General features: G+C 66.4%; 15 protein-coding genes. 8 read left to right on the forward strand and 7 right to left on the reverse strand.

Translation table 11 applies throughout. From position 1 onward, the window contains the following. Both VN461_08995 and VN461_09000 read left to right on the forward strand, forming a co-directional pair. A partial coding sequence (locus VN461_08995; GenBank protein ID HXB54904.1) for a hypothetical protein occupies positions 1-308 on the forward strand: 308 nt, incomplete at its 5' end. A gap of 290 nt (positions 309-598) precedes the next feature. Next, complete coding sequence (locus tag VN461_09000; protein ID HXB54905.1) at positions 599-1,120, forward strand: hypothetical protein; 522 nt, start codon at positions 599-601, stop codon at positions 1,118-1,120. A 213-nt stretch (positions 1,121-1,333) separates the two neighbouring features. Here VN461_09000 and VN461_09005 read toward each other — a convergent pair whose 3' ends face one another. Beyond that, positions 1,334-1,702 carry a nuclear transport factor 2 family protein gene (locus tag VN461_09005; GenBank protein HXB54906.1) on the reverse strand — a complete coding sequence of 123 codons (369 nt, stop codon included), beginning with the start codon at positions 1,700-1,702 and terminating at the stop codon, positions 1,334-1,336. A gap of 192 nt (positions 1,703-1,894) precedes the next feature. Between VN461_09005 and purD the strand changes: the two genes are divergently transcribed. After that, positions 1,895-3,187: a phosphoribosylamine--glycine ligase gene (gene purD / locus VN461_09010; protein HXB54907.1), complete on the forward strand. Its 1,293-nt coding sequence runs from the start codon at positions 1,895-1,897 to the stop codon at positions 3,185-3,187. An 8-nt stretch (positions 3,188-3,195) separates the two neighbouring features. After that, a complete protein-coding gene (locus VN461_09015) occupies positions 3,196-4,989 on the forward strand; it encodes a hypothetical protein (protein ID HXB54908.1) in 1,794 nt (597 codons plus the stop codon). A gap of 9 nt (positions 4,990-4,998) precedes the next feature. Here VN461_09015 and VN461_09020 read toward each other — a convergent pair whose 3' ends face one another. Next, the gene (locus tag VN461_09020) at positions 4,999-6,213 is read right to left on the reverse strand and encodes an Ig-like domain-containing protein (protein ID HXB54909.1); all 1,215 of its coding nucleotides are present in this window, start codon (positions 6,211-6,213) and stop codon (positions 4,999-5,001) included. Positions 6,214-6,349: 136 nt separating this feature from the next. On the opposite strand from VN461_09020, the gene VN461_09025 reads away from it, so the two are divergent. Next, positions 6,350-8,626, forward strand: a complete 2,277-nt coding sequence (locus VN461_09025; protein ID HXB54910.1) for an oligopeptide transporter, OPT family — start codon at positions 6,350-6,352, stop codon at positions 8,624-8,626. Between the two features lie 795 nt (positions 8,627-9,421). After that, on the forward strand, positions 9,422-10,183 hold the full coding sequence (locus VN461_09030; GenBank protein HXB54911.1) for a 3',5'-cyclic-nucleotide phosphodiesterase: 762 nt from the start codon (positions 9,422-9,424) through the stop codon (positions 10,181-10,183). Position 10,184: 1 nt separating this feature from the next. Here VN461_09030 and ftsX read toward each other — a convergent pair whose 3' ends face one another. From ftsX to VN461_09050, 4 genes are all read right to left on the reverse strand, one after another. Continuing rightward, positions 10,185-11,078: a permease-like cell division protein FtsX gene (gene ftsX / locus VN461_09035; GenBank protein ID HXB54912.1), complete on the reverse strand. Its 894-nt coding sequence runs from the start codon at positions 11,076-11,078 to the stop codon at positions 10,185-10,187. 384 nt (positions 11,079-11,462) lie between these two features. Continuing rightward, positions 11,463-11,759 (reverse strand): hypothetical protein, encoded by a 297-nt coding sequence (locus VN461_09040; GenBank protein HXB54913.1) that lies wholly within the window; start codon positions 11,757-11,759, stop codon positions 11,463-11,465. An 11-nt stretch (positions 11,760-11,770) separates the two neighbouring features. After that, complete coding sequence (locus VN461_09045; protein ID HXB54914.1) at positions 11,771-12,988, reverse strand: ATP-binding protein; 1,218 nt, start codon at positions 12,986-12,988, stop codon at positions 11,771-11,773. 145 nt (positions 12,989-13,133) lie between these two features. Then, positions 13,134-14,081 (reverse strand): hypothetical protein, encoded by a 948-nt coding sequence (locus VN461_09050; protein ID HXB54915.1) that lies wholly within the window; start codon positions 14,079-14,081, stop codon positions 13,134-13,136. Positions 14,082-14,258: 177 nt separating this feature from the next. Here VN461_09050 and VN461_09055 point away from each other — a divergent pair, with 177 nt between their 5' ends. Both VN461_09055 and udk read left to right on the forward strand, forming a co-directional pair. Next, the gene (locus tag VN461_09055) at positions 14,259-14,534 is read left to right on the forward strand and encodes a hypothetical protein (GenBank protein HXB54916.1); all 276 of its coding nucleotides are present in this window, start codon (positions 14,259-14,261) and stop codon (positions 14,532-14,534) included. A 177-nt stretch (positions 14,535-14,711) separates the two neighbouring features. Next, positions 14,712-15,326: a uridine kinase gene (udk, locus tag VN461_09060; GenBank protein ID HXB54917.1), complete on the forward strand. Its 615-nt coding sequence runs from the start codon at positions 14,712-14,714 to the stop codon at positions 15,324-15,326. Between the two features lie 4 nt (positions 15,327-15,330). On the opposite strand, the gene ftsE is transcribed toward udk, so the two are convergent. Continuing rightward, positions 15,331-15,990 carry a cell division ATP-binding protein FtsE gene (gene ftsE, locus VN461_09065; GenBank protein ID HXB54918.1) on the reverse strand — a complete coding sequence of 220 codons (660 nt, stop codon included), beginning with the start codon at positions 15,988-15,990 and terminating at the stop codon, positions 15,331-15,333. Positions 15,991-16,044 lie beyond the last annotated feature (54 nt).

Consider the following 16,044-nt stretch of genomic DNA (forward strand, 5'->3'; position numbering starts at 1 on the left):
AGCGGCTGCACCCCCTCGCCGATCCCGACGCCTCCGCCCTCCTGGGCGAGGCGCTCCGGATGCTCTCGGGCGGGGGCCGGGCCCTCCTCGTGGAGCGGGTCATGGGTGCCCGCGGCCTCCTCGGCCGCCTGCGCGAGCACTGGGGCCGTCCCCCGCGCGCAGCGGAGGACTACCGGCGCCTCTTCCGCCCTCGGGGCCGCATCGAGAGGTCGGAGACGCTCACGAGCGGGACCAGTCACTACCTTGCGACGGTGCTTGCCAAGGAAGCCCCGCGTGCGGCATCCGGGGCCGCCCGTGAGTCGCTTTGACTGTTCCCGATGTCACCAGGTCCGAAGCCATGAGATCGGAGCGCGTGACCGAATGCGACCCCCAGCAGCCGGTTGCGACCGAGCAGAGGCTGCCCAGGGCTATTGGACCTGACTCGGCGTGGAGTTGGTGGTAGCGTGGCATCCTGACTCGCCCCCATGACGGGCGCTACGGCCAGGAGGACCGGAAGTAAAGCACGCGGAGCGTCGAGACCCCGCCGACGTTTGGCGGCCGCCGCGGGAAGCGTGAACGGCACGTTGAGGACGCCGACTCCGAACAAAAGAGCTACGGAGTGGTTACGGAATCGCTGCTCATCATCACGGGTGGCATGGGCGCGGGCAAGACGACCGTTCTCGGCGAAGCATCGGACGTCCTCGCCCTGCGCGACATTGCCCATGCGGCCATAGACTTGGACGCCCTCGGGCTTGCCCATCTCCCGTCCACTACCAGCAACGATCGCGTGATGTACCAAAATCTTCAGTCCGTCTGCGACAACTATGCCTCCCTCGGCGTCAAGCGGCTTTTGCTGGCGCGTGCGATCGAAGACCGTCCCGAGCTCGAACTGTGTCGCAGCGTTGTTTCCGCGACCCAGACCGTCATCTGCCGCCTTACCGCCAGCGTCGAAACCATGCAGGAGCGCGTCCAGAGGCGCGAATTGGGCGTATCGCAGCGAGACTACGTGGCCCGGGTCACGAAATTGAGCGTCATCCTGGACCGCGAGCGACTCGAGGATTTCACCGTCACCAGCGAGAATCGCCCGCCAACCGAGGTTGCCCGTGAGATGCTCGTCAAGGCTCGATGGATTTCACCCTGACCCACTCACCGGGGGCGGGTAGGGGGTCAGGTTCGCGTGATCCGACTCAACATGAAAGCGCGTTGATAACCTGACCACTGAACAAACCGGGGCCGAGGATAACTTCCGGTTTGCCGACCATCCGGCAGTTTGCTCCATCAATGAATACAAGCGCGTCTACTGTTTCCTTATCGGAAGTTCAATTTGTCGCCTTCTGAAAACGCGCGAGCGAACTTACTTCTGCGAAGGGGGGTCGACGAAGACGTAAACCGCCATCAGCTTACCGTCCTTCGTTACACCAACGTCAGTGCCAGTCAGCCGCTGAGGGTCATCGGGCGGTCCATACGACCAAGGAAGACGACCGACGCCGTGCATAGACTGTCCCGGCCCACGGACCGAGAACACATAGCCTTCAAACTGCGTGAAAAGGAGTTCAACAATGGCGTTAAGCTTTTCGACGCCCTCATGGACGCCGCCCGGATCGATAAAGACGCCATTCTTGTCCCACAGCTCGTCGATTGCCGCGCGACGACTGTCCGCGTCTCTTCCGTTGAAGACCGCCAACAAGTTCCGTTCTATGATCTTCTCAACTGATTGTTCCATCTCGTTCTCCTAAGTCGGTATACCAGAAGTGATCTGCTCTAGATCAGAAAATCGGCTCCGATGGATTCTTCCCGAATGACGGGCTAACCTAAAGCTGACCTACTGCCCGGGAGGACGTCAGGTTGACAGCCAAAGCTAAGCCGTGTCAGTGTTGGGGGTTAGATTGAACGCAAAACCCTCTTTCTCGCTCCCGTGAAGGTTCTGGTTGTTGGCAACGGCGGCCGGGAGCACGCCCTCGTCTGGAAGATCCGCCAGAGCCCACTGGTCGAGGACGTGTACTGCGCGCCGGGCAACGCCGGGATCGCGGAGCTCGCGGACTGCGTCCCCATCGACACTTCCAACATCGTGGAGGTGGCAGACTTCGCGCAGACCATCAAAGCCGACTTGACGGTGGTGGGGCCAGAGCTGCCCCTCGTCCTGGGTATCGGGGACGAGTTCCGACGGCGGGGGCTCTCCGTTTTCGGCCCGGATCGAGCCGCGGCCGAGATCGAGGGCTCGAAGGCCTTCGCCCGCGAGTTCATGCAGCGGCACAAGATCCCCGCCCCCCGCTACGAGACCTGCGGGTCGCTGGATGAAGCCCAGGCCTTCCTGGGCCGGGCTCCCTTCGGCTATCCCCTGGTCATCAAGGCGGACGGGCTGGCCTCCGGCAAGGGCACGGTGGTGGCGCAGGACGCCGCGGAGGCGCAGGCCGTAGTCGCCCAGATGATGACGGACAAGAGGTTCGGCACCGCGGCCGCCAAACTGATCATCGAGGAATTCCTGTCCGGGGAAGAGGTCTCCTTCCTGGTCCTCTCCGACGGATCGCGCGTGGTCCCCATGGTGTCGGTGCAGGACCACAAGCGCGCCCTTGACGGCGACCGGGGCCCCAACACGGGGGGCATGGGCACGGTCTCCCCCGCCACCAACCTTTCCCTGGACGTCCACAAGCAGATCATGCAGGAGATCATCCTGCCCACCATCGGGGGGCTTGCCGGAGAGGGCCGGCGCTTCGTGGGCGTGCTCTACGCGGGGCTGATGATGACGGACCGCGGCCCCCGGGTCTTGGAGTTCAACGCCCGCTTCGGCGACCCCGAGTGCCAGGCGATCATGCCCCGCATGCGCTCCGACATCGTGCCCATCCTTCAACAGGCCGCGGAGGGGCAGATCAAGGACACCAAGATCGAGTGGGCTAAGGAGCCCGCGGTGTGCGTGGTGCTGGCCAGCAAGGGCTACCCCGACAGCCCCGAGACTGGCCAGACGGTCCAGGGCCTGGAGTCGCTGCGGGGCCTGCCCGACGTGTTCGTGTATCACGCGGCCACCGCCCAGCGCGACGGCGAGGTCGTGACGGTGGGAGGGCGCGTCCTCGGGATCACGGCCATGGGTGCCAACTTGGATGCCGCGGTGGCACGGGCCTACCAAGCCGTGCAGAAGGTGTCCTTCCCGGGGATGCACTACCGGAAGGACATCGGCCAGAAGGCCCTGGCTCGCCTGCACGCACCACGCTAAGGGGCCCCTTGCGCCCCGGAGCGACGCAGGCCGGGAACTCCCCTCCCCCGCGGGCCCGCCTGCTCGTCGCCAGCGGCCTGAGCCTGGCTCTGAACCTGACCGGGATCACCTGGGGCCTCCCCGCCCGCTGGCACCCCGACGAGAAGGCGGATGTGGCCGCCCGCATGGCGCGGGGCGAGGGCCTCGCCCCCGACTCCTTCATCAACCCCTCTCTCCCCCTCTATGCGATGCTGCCTCCGCTCTGGGTCCAGGACGGGCTCAGCCGGGCGGGGGCGCTCGCGGGCTCCGCCGCCGATCCGCTCCTCCTCGGGCGCATCCTCTCCGCCGCCGCAGGGGCGGGGGCGGTTTTCCTGCTGGGCGCGGCCGTCGCCCGCACCCACCCCCAGCTGGGCATCCTCCCCGCGCTCCTTCTCGCCGTCTGCCCGGGGTTCGTGAACCTCTGTCACTTCGCGACCCCCGAGGCCTGGTACCTGCTCGGCGCCAGCGCCACCCTGCTCTTGGCCCTTCGCCATCTCGGAGGGTGTGCCCCCGCTTGGGCCGTCGGCCTCGCCCTGGGCCTCACCGCGTCCACGAAGTACACCGCGGCCGCCCTTCTCATCCCCGTCCTGGCCGGGGTCTGGCTCCGCCCCGGGGGGGAAGCCGGCGCCGCCCCGCGCCGGATCGCCCTCTCCCTCGGCCTGGCCGGGATGGCGGTGGGCCTGGCCCTTCTCCTCCACCCCGGCGCCCTACTGGCCTCCCGCCTGCACCTCGGGGATGTGCGCCTGCTCCATCCCGCTCACGCCCTCCGCTTCGTCCGCAGCGTGGGTTGGGCGGCCCTCTTGGGAGGAGCCGCGTTCGCGCTCCTGGCCTATTTCTCGAAGGCGCGGCCGGCCGCGGCGCGTCTCGTCCGGATCGAGGTCGTCGCGGTCGGCCTCTTCGCCCTCGTCGGCTTCCTGATCGGCACGCCCTTCGCGGCCGTGCGGCCCCTCGCCTTCTTGAGCGACCTCGCCTTCAACGACCAGACCCGCTTCGAGTACAAGGGCCTGGTCGGGGCCTCCACGTCGTTCCTGCCCTACCTGGGCCTGCTCGGCGATGCCCTGACCTGGCCTCTGCTGGCCAGCGCCCTCGCGGGAGGGCTCGTTCTCGTACAGCGGATCCGGGGCGGCGACCGTCCCGCCCTCGTTCTTCTCTTGGCCGCGCTCACGCCCTACCTGCTGGTGGCCTCGTCGGGGCACCAAGCCATGCGCTTCCTGGCCCCGGTGCTGCCCCCCGCGGCCTGGATGGCCGCTCTCGGGCTGCGCGCGCTCGTCTGGCCGAAGGCGCGGCCCTGGTTGAGCGGGCTCGTGGCCGCCCGGGCCGCCCTCGGGACCCTCCTCGTCCTACGGCTGTTCTTCGTCGACTCCCGGATCCTGGCCACGCGCTGGATCGAGCGGAACGTGCCCATGGGCGCCACCCTCGACCTGATCGCGAACAACCCCGGCTACGCCCCCCAGATCCCGGAGGGCTGGGCCCTTCGGCTCGTGCCCACCCTCTCCCGGGAGATGGCGCCGCCCGAGCGCTTCGCCGAGGCCGCCGCGCGCTACCCCGCGGAGGCGGCCCCTTGGCTCGTCCTCACCGCCTCTTTCTATGAGCGCTTCCTGGAGCATCCCGAGCAGCGCCCGGAGAGGGCGCGCTTCTTCCGCGAGCTCCTGGAGGGGCGGGGTGGCTTCGAGGTCGCGGCGCGCTTTCGCCAGGAGGGCTGGCTCCACCCGCCGGCCGAGTTCTTGGACCCCGAGATCGTGATCCTTCGCAAGAACCGGGAAGGCGCGGTCCCTGGGGTTTGAGGGAGGCGACTAGGAGCCGCCGGCCAGGCCCGGAATCGCGACCTGGAAGCGCAGGACGTCGGCCGCGTTTCCCGCCGGCTTGTCGGGGCGCGGGGTGAGGCCCAGGCCGTCGATGTCCACGATGCCGGGGAGGAGGATCAGCTCGATCTGGCGTCCCGGCCGCAGCACGTCCCCCGGCTCGACGGTCAAGCTCCGCCTTCCGCCGTCGTAGGTGACCTTGGCTCCGTCGAACCCGCGGTCGCCGGGCTGGACGCGCCCTGCGTAGCGCAGGATCACCCGGCCCTTGAAGCTCTGCTCGTTCATGTCCTTGCTGAACTGGACCTGGAAGCGCCCGTCGGTCGGGACGTCGCGGTCCCCGTCGAGGGGCAACGAGAAGACCACCACCGGGGGGACTTTGGGCCGTTCGGGCGGGGGGGGCGGGGGCGCGACCTGCGCGGTGGGAGTGGGAGCGGACGTCACCTCGACCTGGAGGGCTCTCAAATAGGTCACGCCGCCCGAGGTCTCCGGACGTCCCACCACCACCACCCATTTTCCGGTATCGCGTTTCAGGCCCGGGTCCAGGTCGAAGCCGATGCCCTTGGGCTTCTTCCCCGTGACCCAGACCGCGAACACATCGTCCTTGATGACCCAGTCGGAGGAGTTGTGCTGGCTTCGGACGGGCAGGTCGCCGTAGAGGTTCCGCCCCCGAAACTTGCCCACCACGCGCACGGTCTGGCCGTCGTGGCCGCCCGGCTTCAAGACCAGGCTCTCCAGCGTCACCGTGCCGGCCTTCTGGAGGGCCTTGGCATCCTTCTCGGGTGGCCCTAGGTACTTCCAGAACTGGACTAGGACCAGGCGCCCCGCGGAGTCGCTGGACTCCTGCACGACCCCCGTGATCTGCACCTCCTGCCCGAACCAGCGCTTGGCCTCGGTCTCGAACTCGAAGCTGACCTCGGACATGGGAAGGATCTCGACCTGCCCCCCGAACGTCCCCCGCAGGGCGAAACCGAATACGCGGCCCTGGAGCCGGGTCGACATCTCGAGAGTGCCCTTGACCCGCACCGCGCGGTTGGCGTAAGCCGTGGAGCCCAGATTCAACAGATCGTCGACGCTGACATCAACGGGGGTGCCGTATAGGTAGTCGTATTGGGTTAGGCCCGGCTGCTCTTGGGGTACGGCAACGGTGGGCACCCCCAGGGCCCCCATGGCGAGGGCCAGTGTCCCCGCGCGTCCCCAAGCCCGCATGCCCCAGTATAGGACCGGGAATGGCGGCGGGGTCAAGCGTCCCCGCTTTGCCGTTTGACGCCGCCCGACCCCGTGGTTAACATCCTCGCGCCTAAACCCCAGCAGCTTCCCGAAGCGGTCAACCACGGAGGATGGCATGGCCCAGGAGAGAGCGGCCCCGCCGGAGGCGTTCAAGCCCTACATCCCCGACGACACCGTGATCCCGGAGTTCACGTGGCGCGCCGTGATCCTGGGCATGGTCTTCGGGATCATCTTCGGGGCGGTGACGGTGTACGTGGGCCTTCGGGCCGGCCTCACCGTGGCCGCGTCGATCCCCATCGCCGTGCTCTCCATCAGCCTCCTGCGGGCTCTGGGCCGGGCCACCATCCTCGAGAACAACATCGTGCAGACCACGGGCTCGGCCGGGGAATCGGTGGCGGGCGGCGTGATCTTCACGCTCCCCGCCCTCATCTTCCTAGGCTTCGACCTCCAGTACTGGCGGATCTTCATGCTGGCCCTGATCGGGGGATGGCTCGGGGTGTTCTTCATGATCCCCCTCCGCCGCCAGCTCATCGTCAAGGAGCACGGGAACCTGCAGTATCCCGAGGGCACCGCCTGCGGGGACGTGCTCATCGCGGGCGACAAGGGGGGATCCTTCGCCAGCCGCGTCTTTCTGGGGCTCGGGCTGGGGGCGCTCTACACCCTTTTCCAGAACGAGAACATGTTCGCGGCCTGGCCGAGCACCCCGGCCTGGAATCCGGCCGGGTATCCGGGCGCCTCCGTCCGCGCCAACACCACCGCGGAGTACATGGGGGTGGGCTACATCATCGGTCCCCGCATCGCGGGCGTCATCTTCGCGGGGGGCGTCTTCGCCTGGCTCGTGGTCATGCCCGCCATCAAGTTCTTCGGCGGACACATGCCTACCCCGATCTACCCCGGCACCATTCCCATCCGCGACATGTCGCCGACCCAGCTCTGGCAGACCTACATCCGCCCCATGGGGGCGGGCGCGGTCGCGGCCTCCGGCCTCATCACCTTGATGAAGACGATCCCGACCATCGTCTCCGCTCTGAAGGCCGGCTTTGCGGACCTCGGTAAGGGAGCGGCGGCCGCGGCGGGTACGAGGCGCACCGAGCGCGACATGGACATGAGGGTCGCCGCTTTCGGCTCCCTCCTCATCCTGGCCATGATGTGGGCCATGCTCACCTTCTACCCGGTCGCGAACGCGCCGACCTCCCTCCTCGCCAACCTGGCGGCCGCGGTCTTCGTGGTGGTCTTCGGCTTTCTCTTCGTCACCGTTTCCGCGCGCATCGTGGGCCTGATCGGGACCTCCGCCAACCCGATCTCGGGCATGGCCATCGCCACCCTCATGGCGACGTGCGCGGTCTTTCTCGCCCTCCACTGGACGGGGGCGGCCTTCGGCGCCCTCGCCATCAGCATCGGCGGCGTCGTCTGCATCGCCTCCGCGAACGCGGGCAACACCTCCCAGGACCTGAAGACCGGCTTCATCGTGGGCGCCACCCCGCGGAACCAGCAGATGAGCCTGCTCATCGGGGTCCTGGTCTCCGTGTTCGTGATCGGGTTCACCCTCATGGGCATGAACCGCGGCCTCGAACAGTTCCGCGCCTACGCGGGCCGCCAATTCACCCTGGCCGAGCTGCCCTCCGGGGTCGAGGTGCAGCAAAAGCAGTTCGATCGGGCCCAGGTCCGCTATTCCAGCGAGAGCGGGGAGGTCACGCGGCCCGGCCAGAAGTACGCCCTGCTGAACGCGCTCGGTTCGGCCGACCTGCCGGACGGCAAATACCTCTACAACACCGAGACCAACCAGATCGAGGTGACCTGGATCCAGGGCATCGGCTCCGAGCGCGCGGCCGCTCCCCAGGCCCGCCTCATGGCGACCGTGATCAGCGGCATCCTGAACCAGCGGCTTCCCTGGGGACTGGTCCTGCTGGGCGTGTTCATGGTGATCGGGGTCGAGCTGCTCGGCATCCGGTCCCTCTCCTTCGCGGTCGGGTTCTATCTGTCCATCGCCACCACCCTGGCCATCTTCACGGGGGGGGTGGTGCGTTGGCTGGTGGAGACGAGCGCCCGCAGGTCGGGGGAAGAGCACAAGGAAAGCGACGTCAGCCCGGGTTCGCTCTACGCCAGCGGGCTGATCGCGGCCGGAGGCATCGTGGGTCTGATCGGCATCGCCTTCAACTATATCGAGACCCAGATGCGCGACGCGGGGAGCTCGGCGGCGGCGGACACCCTCCGCCAGGTCCTGAGCTTCGGGTCCTTCTCGGACAAGGCGGGCGGCATTCACTACCGGATCGTGGAGGCGCTCGGCGGTCCGCAGCAGGCCGACCTGATCGCGAACGTGATCGGGGTGGTGACCTTCCTGGGCCTAGCCGCGACGCTCTATCACTTCGCCCGCAAGCCGCTCGAGACCTAATCGGAGTCGGCGTCCTCGACGTGCCGTTCACGCTTCCCGCGGCCTCCGCCAAACATCGGCGGGGGTCTCGACGCTCCACGTGCTTAACCTTCGGCCCTCCTGGCCGTAGCGCCCGTCATGTGGGCGAGTCAGAATGCCGCGCTACCACGAACCGACGCCGAATCAGGTCCAACGGCCTTGGGCAGCCCCTGCTCGGTCGCAACCGGCTGCCGAGGGTCGCGTTTGATCAAGCGCTCCAGCGCGGCCGACAAAAAAACGCCCCGGAGGGCTTTGCCCACCCTCCGGGGCCGGTTAGCTGTTGGGATTCGCCAGGTCTTTACGCCTAGCGGCCCCCGCCGGGCGCCACGCGTCCGGTAAGGAGGCATCCAGTTGAAGGCGCTCTAGTTGGGGCGTGCCTGCATCGCTGCAGCCCCGATGTTCTCTAGTAGCGACGCTCCCAGTTGACTACGCTCGGCCGAGACCTAAGCGTCAGCCACCTCGCGGGGTTTAAGGCAACTGTCCACTGGACCACCTCCTTTCTCGCGTGATTGGGAGTGTACGAACGCCCCGTGGAGGCTGTCAAGGGAAAAAGGGCACAACCGGTCGGGGTTTCTGAGGAACGGCACCACAAAGCATGGTGTTTGCTCGAGTGTCACGTGATCTTTCACACTTGACACCCCTAGGACCCCATGGTACCGTCGCGCCCACGGGCCATTCCCTCCAACCGCCTACGTATGAGGGACTTCCGGCAGGTTGGTCGGAAACTGGACTCCGCCAGCGCGGCTCCCCCCGGGGAGGGGCGACGACGACAGCACCATGAAGCTGAGGGTTTTGGGCTGCTACGGCGGCAACATCCCCGGTCACGGGATGACCGCGTTCCTCGTGAATGACACCCTGGCCATGGACGCGGGGTGGGTGTCGGGAGCCCTCTCGCTCAAGGAACAGGTGAAGGTCAAGGACATCCTGATCTCGCACTCCCACCTCGACCACACCTGCACCCTGCCCTTCCTCATCGACAACAACTTCAGCGCCCCTGGCTTCGCCTTGCGGATCTACGCGATCCCCGAAGTGATCGCGTCCATGAAGAATCACCTGTTCAACAACCACACCTGGCCCGACTTCACCAGCCTGCCCAACGACCTGACCCCGGTGCTCAAGCTGGTCGAGATCGTGCCTGAGCATCCCTTCGTGGTGAATGGTCTGACCATCCGGGCCGTGCACGTCTCGCACATCGTCCCCACCACCGGCTTCATCCTCGAGGACAAGCGGGGCGCGGTGGCCTTTTCCAGCGACACCGGCCCCACCCACCGCTTCTGGGAAGTCTTGAACCGAGTCAAGAAACTGAAGGTGGTGATCACGGAGACGTCCTTCCCCAACGAGCTCCAGGAGCTGGCCGACGTCTCGGGTCACCTCACCCCCCAGACCCTGGACCGCGAGCTCAAGAAGCTGAAGCACGACGTGCCCGTCTACCTCTACGGAGGGAAGCCGAAGCACCTGGAGGCCATCAAGCGCCAGGTGAAGGCCCTGAAGCACGCGCGCGTGCGCCTGCTGGTCCAGGGCAAGACATATACGTTCTAGCTCAGACCCGGACCCGGCCCAGGCTCACCAGGCTCCCCGCCACCCCCACCGTCATCCCGCCCAGGACCAGAAACAGTCCGAGCTCCGAGGGGAGGGAGATGGCGGCGCGGCCCAGGAGGTCGGAGGCAGCGGCGAGGTCCCGGGCCACCAAACGGAAAGCCATCCCCAGCAGGCCCACGGCGAGGAGGCCGCCCAGCCCTCCTTGGACCATGCCCTCCACAATGAAGGGGCCCTTCACGTAGGCCTGGGTCGCGCCCACCAGGCGCATGATGTCGAGCTCGTCCTGCCGGGCGTAGACGGTCAGGCGGATCACGTTCGATATCGTGAACACCCCGGCCAAGACCAGGATGCCGCCCAGGAACGTGCCCACCCCCCGCACCAGGCGGGCGCCCGTGGCCAGCCGCTCGATCCAGAGGAGGTCGTACTGCACCTCCTGCACCCCGGGGGCCTTCTCGTAGGCGTGCACGAGGCGCTGCACCTCCGCCGACACCTCGTGGCCCGGTCGCAGCGAGACCTCGAGCGACGCGGGGAAAGGGTTCTCCCCCAGGTCCTCGGGCAGGGACCGCAGATCGCGGAAGAGGGCGCGAAAGCGCTCGAGGGCCTCGGCCCGGCTGACCAGCACCACCCCCGCCACCGCGGGGTCCTCCTTGAGCCGGTCCTCCAGGCTCTGGCGGATGCGGTCCTCGATGCGGTCCTCCAGGTAGAAGATGACCTGGACCTTCTGGGTCCAGCGCGTCACCACCTGGTTCAGGTTGCTGGCCACGGCCAGGAAGGCGCCGAGCACGAACAGGCTCACGGCGATGGTCCCCACGGAGAGGGCGTTGATGAGGCGGCTCCGCCAGAGGCTGGTCAGGGCCTCCTGGAAGAAGTAGAGAAGGGCACGCAGCAGGGACATGGTGGAAATCGGGGCGAGAAACTACCGCGCTCCTGACGCCCCCTTCCCGACCCCGGGCGGGGTCACTGTTCGGGCCACCCCATTTGCGGGGGGGATTATAACCCCCTGCTCAAGCTGCCATCGCTCTTGCGCCTCCCAACTACGCCGGGACAGCCAGAGCTTGAGCACTTCCACGAGGGGAAGGAACAAGAGGCCGACGATCGCGCCTATGACAACGGGGAGGGCGATCTCCCACAGCGTGGGTTGATGCATAAGACGGCACTCCTGGGAGGGATGACGAGCCAGTCTGCACCCGGGAGGTCGCCCGGCCTGACCAAGCTGCCGGGCGGGAGGGGTTGCGTGTTCCTGCGTTGCGGAAGGGTAGCGCGCGCCCGTCGGCGTGGCTTAGGTACGGGTAGTGGGTCGGTTCGCGAAGGCAGCCGTGAGTGCGGCTAGGGCAGCGTCGGCAGTCGGGTAGGCTTTTGCCTTATCGGTCGTCGGGTCGGTCTCGTCGAGTTCGGCGATCCACGCGCCGGATTCGGCGTTACGGGTCTCGATCGTCCAGCCCTTGGGTTTCAACCGTATGCGCACCTCTTCGTGCCCCGGCGGAAGGCCCCGAACGTCATACATGATCGGATCCGTCGGCGGTTCCTTCCCTTCTCCCCGCCACATGCTGGGGTGAAGACTGAACGTGAGCTTCATCTGGTTCCCCCTTAGAGCAGCCGCCGCACGATCGGCTCCGGGAAGTGCTGCCGGTGCGCCTCAACCATCACGCCATCAGCATCGAAATAGGGCGACTCTGCTCTTCCGGCCGCCTGGAAAATCTGGTCCAGAATCTCCTTTGTCGCCCTCCCGATGCTCTTCGTCTCATCGAACCGAACATCGACCGGCGTGGCCCTCAAGAGGAGCGGCTGGACCATCGGGGGGTCATTCCATGGTGTCGGATCAATCACGAAGGGCTTCGTCGGCCGAAGGAAGTAGGCGAGCCTTACCGGAGCCCAGTAGTTGACGTACTTGCAGACGTATCGCGCCACCATGAGAAGTTCAACGATCCTGATGATTGCCGGTACCGAGTAAAAAACCATGAGATCCTGGTTTTCGGAGGACCAGCGGAGAGCATCCCGGTCGGACAAGTGCATCACTCCAGTCCTCAGGACCGCGATGTAGACATCCGCCGTCTGTACGGGCTTGTTGAGCGTCGTCTTACGGTAGCCGTCTGCCATCAACCTTAAGTCCCCGAAGCGCACGCTGTCATTGAGCCCCACTAAGACTTCGGTCCGCAGTCGTTGACCAAGCGGTTCAATTGTCCGCGGATCAAGAAATGTGGGGCTTGAGTACCACGGCACCACGATGATCGACTCGTCAAGGGCGCCTCGAACCCTCGCCTCAGCCTCGATTACTTCGCTGAGCTTCGTGTCCAAAGATACCTTCGCCAGAGCGATCCTCTCGTACTCCTGCCGCACCTCCGGCTCCGTCATCGGCACGGTTCCCTTAGCGTCTCGCTTGTAGTAACGGAAGGTCTCGTAACCGATCACCATGTGTAGGTCGGCGTAAGAGCGCCGCACCTGAACAATCAGGACGAACCCGCCCTTCGCAATGGCGACCTTCCGCATGGTCGGATAGACCCTAGGGTGTACGCCGTTCGCAAGCACATCGGCGAGCTGGGAGTCGACAGCTCCGTCGGTGAGCTGCATGATGGCGCTTGCAACCTTTGAACCGTCAGCGAGCTTTTTCTCGGCGACCCCATAGAGGATCTGCCCGCCGACGGTGTTGGCCATCGCCGAGATGTCCTTCGCGGCCTCGCGCTTCTCCTCCTTCGTATCTAGGGAGAGTTCGCGCTTAAACTCAAGGGTGAGATTCTCGGCGACTTGATTCTCCGCGATGCGTCGCAGCGCGGTCTCATCGACCGCCTCCAAGTCGTCAAAGAACATCCGTTGCTCCTCCACCGTCTTGTCCCCGGGGCACCGCTGTTCCGCCAAGGAGTCGTCTATCGTGGAGCTCGCGTGAAAGCGGCCCTCCTCAACTCATGCTGGCCTGCCGACGCCGGCGCGGCGAGCGGTGGCCGCGCGGAACCCGTCATTCGACTATTCGGAAGGGCGGAACGAAGCGTGAGATATCCTCGCATAGCACGGGGGCCGCGAGTAGACCAACCTGATTTGTGTCCGTACAGGTTGCTGGTAGAAGCGGATTGGAGCGCTGATCAGTGCTGTGAACGCTGTAGGTCTGTCCCCAAGGCTTAGCAAGATGGCAGAGGACTCCCGCCCGAACGAAGTTGTAAAACGGATCGGACGTCGCTCTGAGACCACCCAATGGCACAGAGCCGACTAGGTAGTACGGCTGCCCCGTGCAGTCCGCCGATTGGTAGAAGAACTGCACGACGCCTGCCTGCGGCCTGAAGCCATTCTCCGTAATGGGTACCTGGTAGAGGACGCCGTCGCGAACAAACGCGACCGTGTCCCCCTCGTTGAGGTTGCCAGCGTTTGGGTCTTTGGACCAGTCGAGTAGATAGGCACCGACGAGTTGCCCGAGGGAGTCAACGACTCGGATGGCTGGCGGACCAGGGGGACCCTGAGGCCCGGTTGGTCCGGTCGCTCCGGCGGCGCCGGGAGGCCCAACGGGACCAGCAACGCCCTGGGGTCCGGTGCTGCCCGGGTCGCCCTTGGGACCAGCCGGACCCGGCGGTCCTACCGCGCCGAAGGTCGCATCAAAGACAGCCACGAGAGAAGCCTCGGTATTCAGCACCGCAAGGAGGTAGCTGCCCGGTGCCGCCGGGCTGGTAAGGTCGACAACGATCGTTGTCGGGTTACCGCTCGTGACCGGAAGTTCGCCGAACGCCGTGAAGACGCGGGGCGCGGTCCCAAAGTTGGCACCGACGAGAGTGAGCCGCCGAAGTGCGGCATCGGTCGTCACCGAGTAGATGATCGGCTGCAATGAAGCTTGGGGTAGAGCCTCCGCTGCAACCGCAAACACGGGGAGCGCCCACACGACTAAGGTCCCAGGACTGAGCCTGACTAGAGCAGCCATCAGTCGCCGCCTTCCTCGGAGGGAGACCCTGAGTCTACACCCGGGGGGGACTTAGGCTTCTTATCCCCCTACCGGGGCCGGGAGTGATAGCCTTCCATCACACCCAAGGAGAACAAAGCGGGGGGGAAGCGCCGAGGGCGCGGCCCCCACCTAACGCGTAGGTGATTGGAGGCTCGCGTGCGAAAGTTCCTGTGGGGAGTCACCGCTTTCTTTGGTTTCATCTCCGGAATCAACCTCGTCAACACGACCATAACGGCGAACGGCGCACCTCAGCAAGCCGCCGGAGCGGCACTCTCGGCAGCCTGGGTCATCGTGCCCTACGTGATCTGCCGCGCTTTCGACGCAATGGCGCGGCCGGAGCCCGAGAAGACGGACCGCCAGCAAGAGCCGTTAGCGCCGCCGTCAGCGGGACCGGGACGTGCAGATGGCGACTATGACCGGAACCTTGAGTGAGCCTGGGCCGCGGTCGGCCTAGGTTGTGCCCGTCTTGTGCCTGTCGCCGGGGTCGGGCCAGGTTGGATACGCCGGATCGCTGGGGGGCGGACTCATCGTAAGTCGCTGCTTGTAAGGCCCCGTTGCGCTATGGCGACCTTTGAAACCAACGGTGGATCGTAATTATAATCCCCCTCCATGTCCGTGCTGGTGGGAATCGCGGGCGGTACGGGGTCGGGCAAGACCTCCTTCGCCCAGAAGCTCCAGATCCGCCTGGGCGCCCCGCGGTGCCTGATCATCGCCCAGGACTCGTACTACAAGGACGGCAGCTCCCTCGATCGCGCCGCCCAGGCCGCGATCAACTACGACCACCCGGACGCCTTCGACACCTCCCTGCTCGTGCAGGATCTGAGGGATCTCAAAGCGGGACGCCCGGTGCCCTTGCTCACCTATGACCACGCGACCTACGCCAGGCGGGTCCTGCCCGATCCCCTGACCTCGCGCCCGGTGATTCTCCTGGAAGGGATCCTGGTCCTGGTGGAGGAGCCGCTGCGCCGGCTCATGGACATCAAGCTCTTCATCGACACCGACGCGGATGTCCGCATCCTGCGCCGGCTCCAGCGGGACCTCGGCGAGCGGGGCCGGAGCTTCGAGTCCGTGGGGAAGCAGTACCTGTCCTCCGTCCGCCCCATGCACCTCGAGTTCGTGGAGCCCTCCAAGCGCTACGCGGATCTCATCATCCCGGAAGGGGCGGAGAACGAGGTGGCGCTGGAGGCGGTGGTGGCCCGCGTCCAGGCCATGCAGAGGGGCTGAGGCTCTAGGACCCCGCCACCACCCGGCCCTTCTCCAGGGCCACCACCCGCTTGCCCATGCGCTGGATCATTTCCCGGTCGTGGGTGGCCACGAGGACGGTGGTGCCGCGGGCGTTGACCTCCTGGAAGAGGGCCATGATCTCCTGGGCCAGATCCGGGTCCAGGTTCCCGGTCGGCTCGTCGGCCAAGAGGAGCATGGGCTCGTTGATGAGGGCGCGCGCGATGGCCACCCGCTGCTGCTCCCCCCCCGACAGCTGGAGGGGGTAGGCGTGCATCTTGTGGTGCAACCCCACCGCCTTCAGGGCCGCGAAGGCCCGCCGCTTCTGCTCCTTGCTCGGCACGGACAGGATGCGGAGGACGAAGGCCACGTTCTCCAGGATGGTCTTCCGCTTGAGGAGCTTGAAATCCTGGAAGACGACGCCGATGGAGCGCCGCAGCTCCGGGATCTGCCGGTCGGGAATGGCGGTGATGTTCCGCCCTCCCACCAGGATCTGCCCCTGGGAGGGAAGCTCCTCGCGAAAGACCAGCTTCAGGAAGGTGGTCTTCCCCGCCCCCGAGGGCCCGGTCAGGAAGCAGAAGTCGCCCTTCTCGATGTGGAGGGTGACATCAGAGAGGGCGGAGGACTCGCGGTCGTACTGCTTGTACACGTGGAAGGCCTGTATCATGCTGCGTCCGCGGCGAGGGACGCGGGCATTATACGGCGGTCTCGCTCAGCCGCC

Source organism: Vicinamibacteria bacterium, from assembly GCA_035570235.1.
Lineage (GTDB): Bacteria > Acidobacteriota > Vicinamibacteria > Fen-336 > Fen-336 > DATMML01.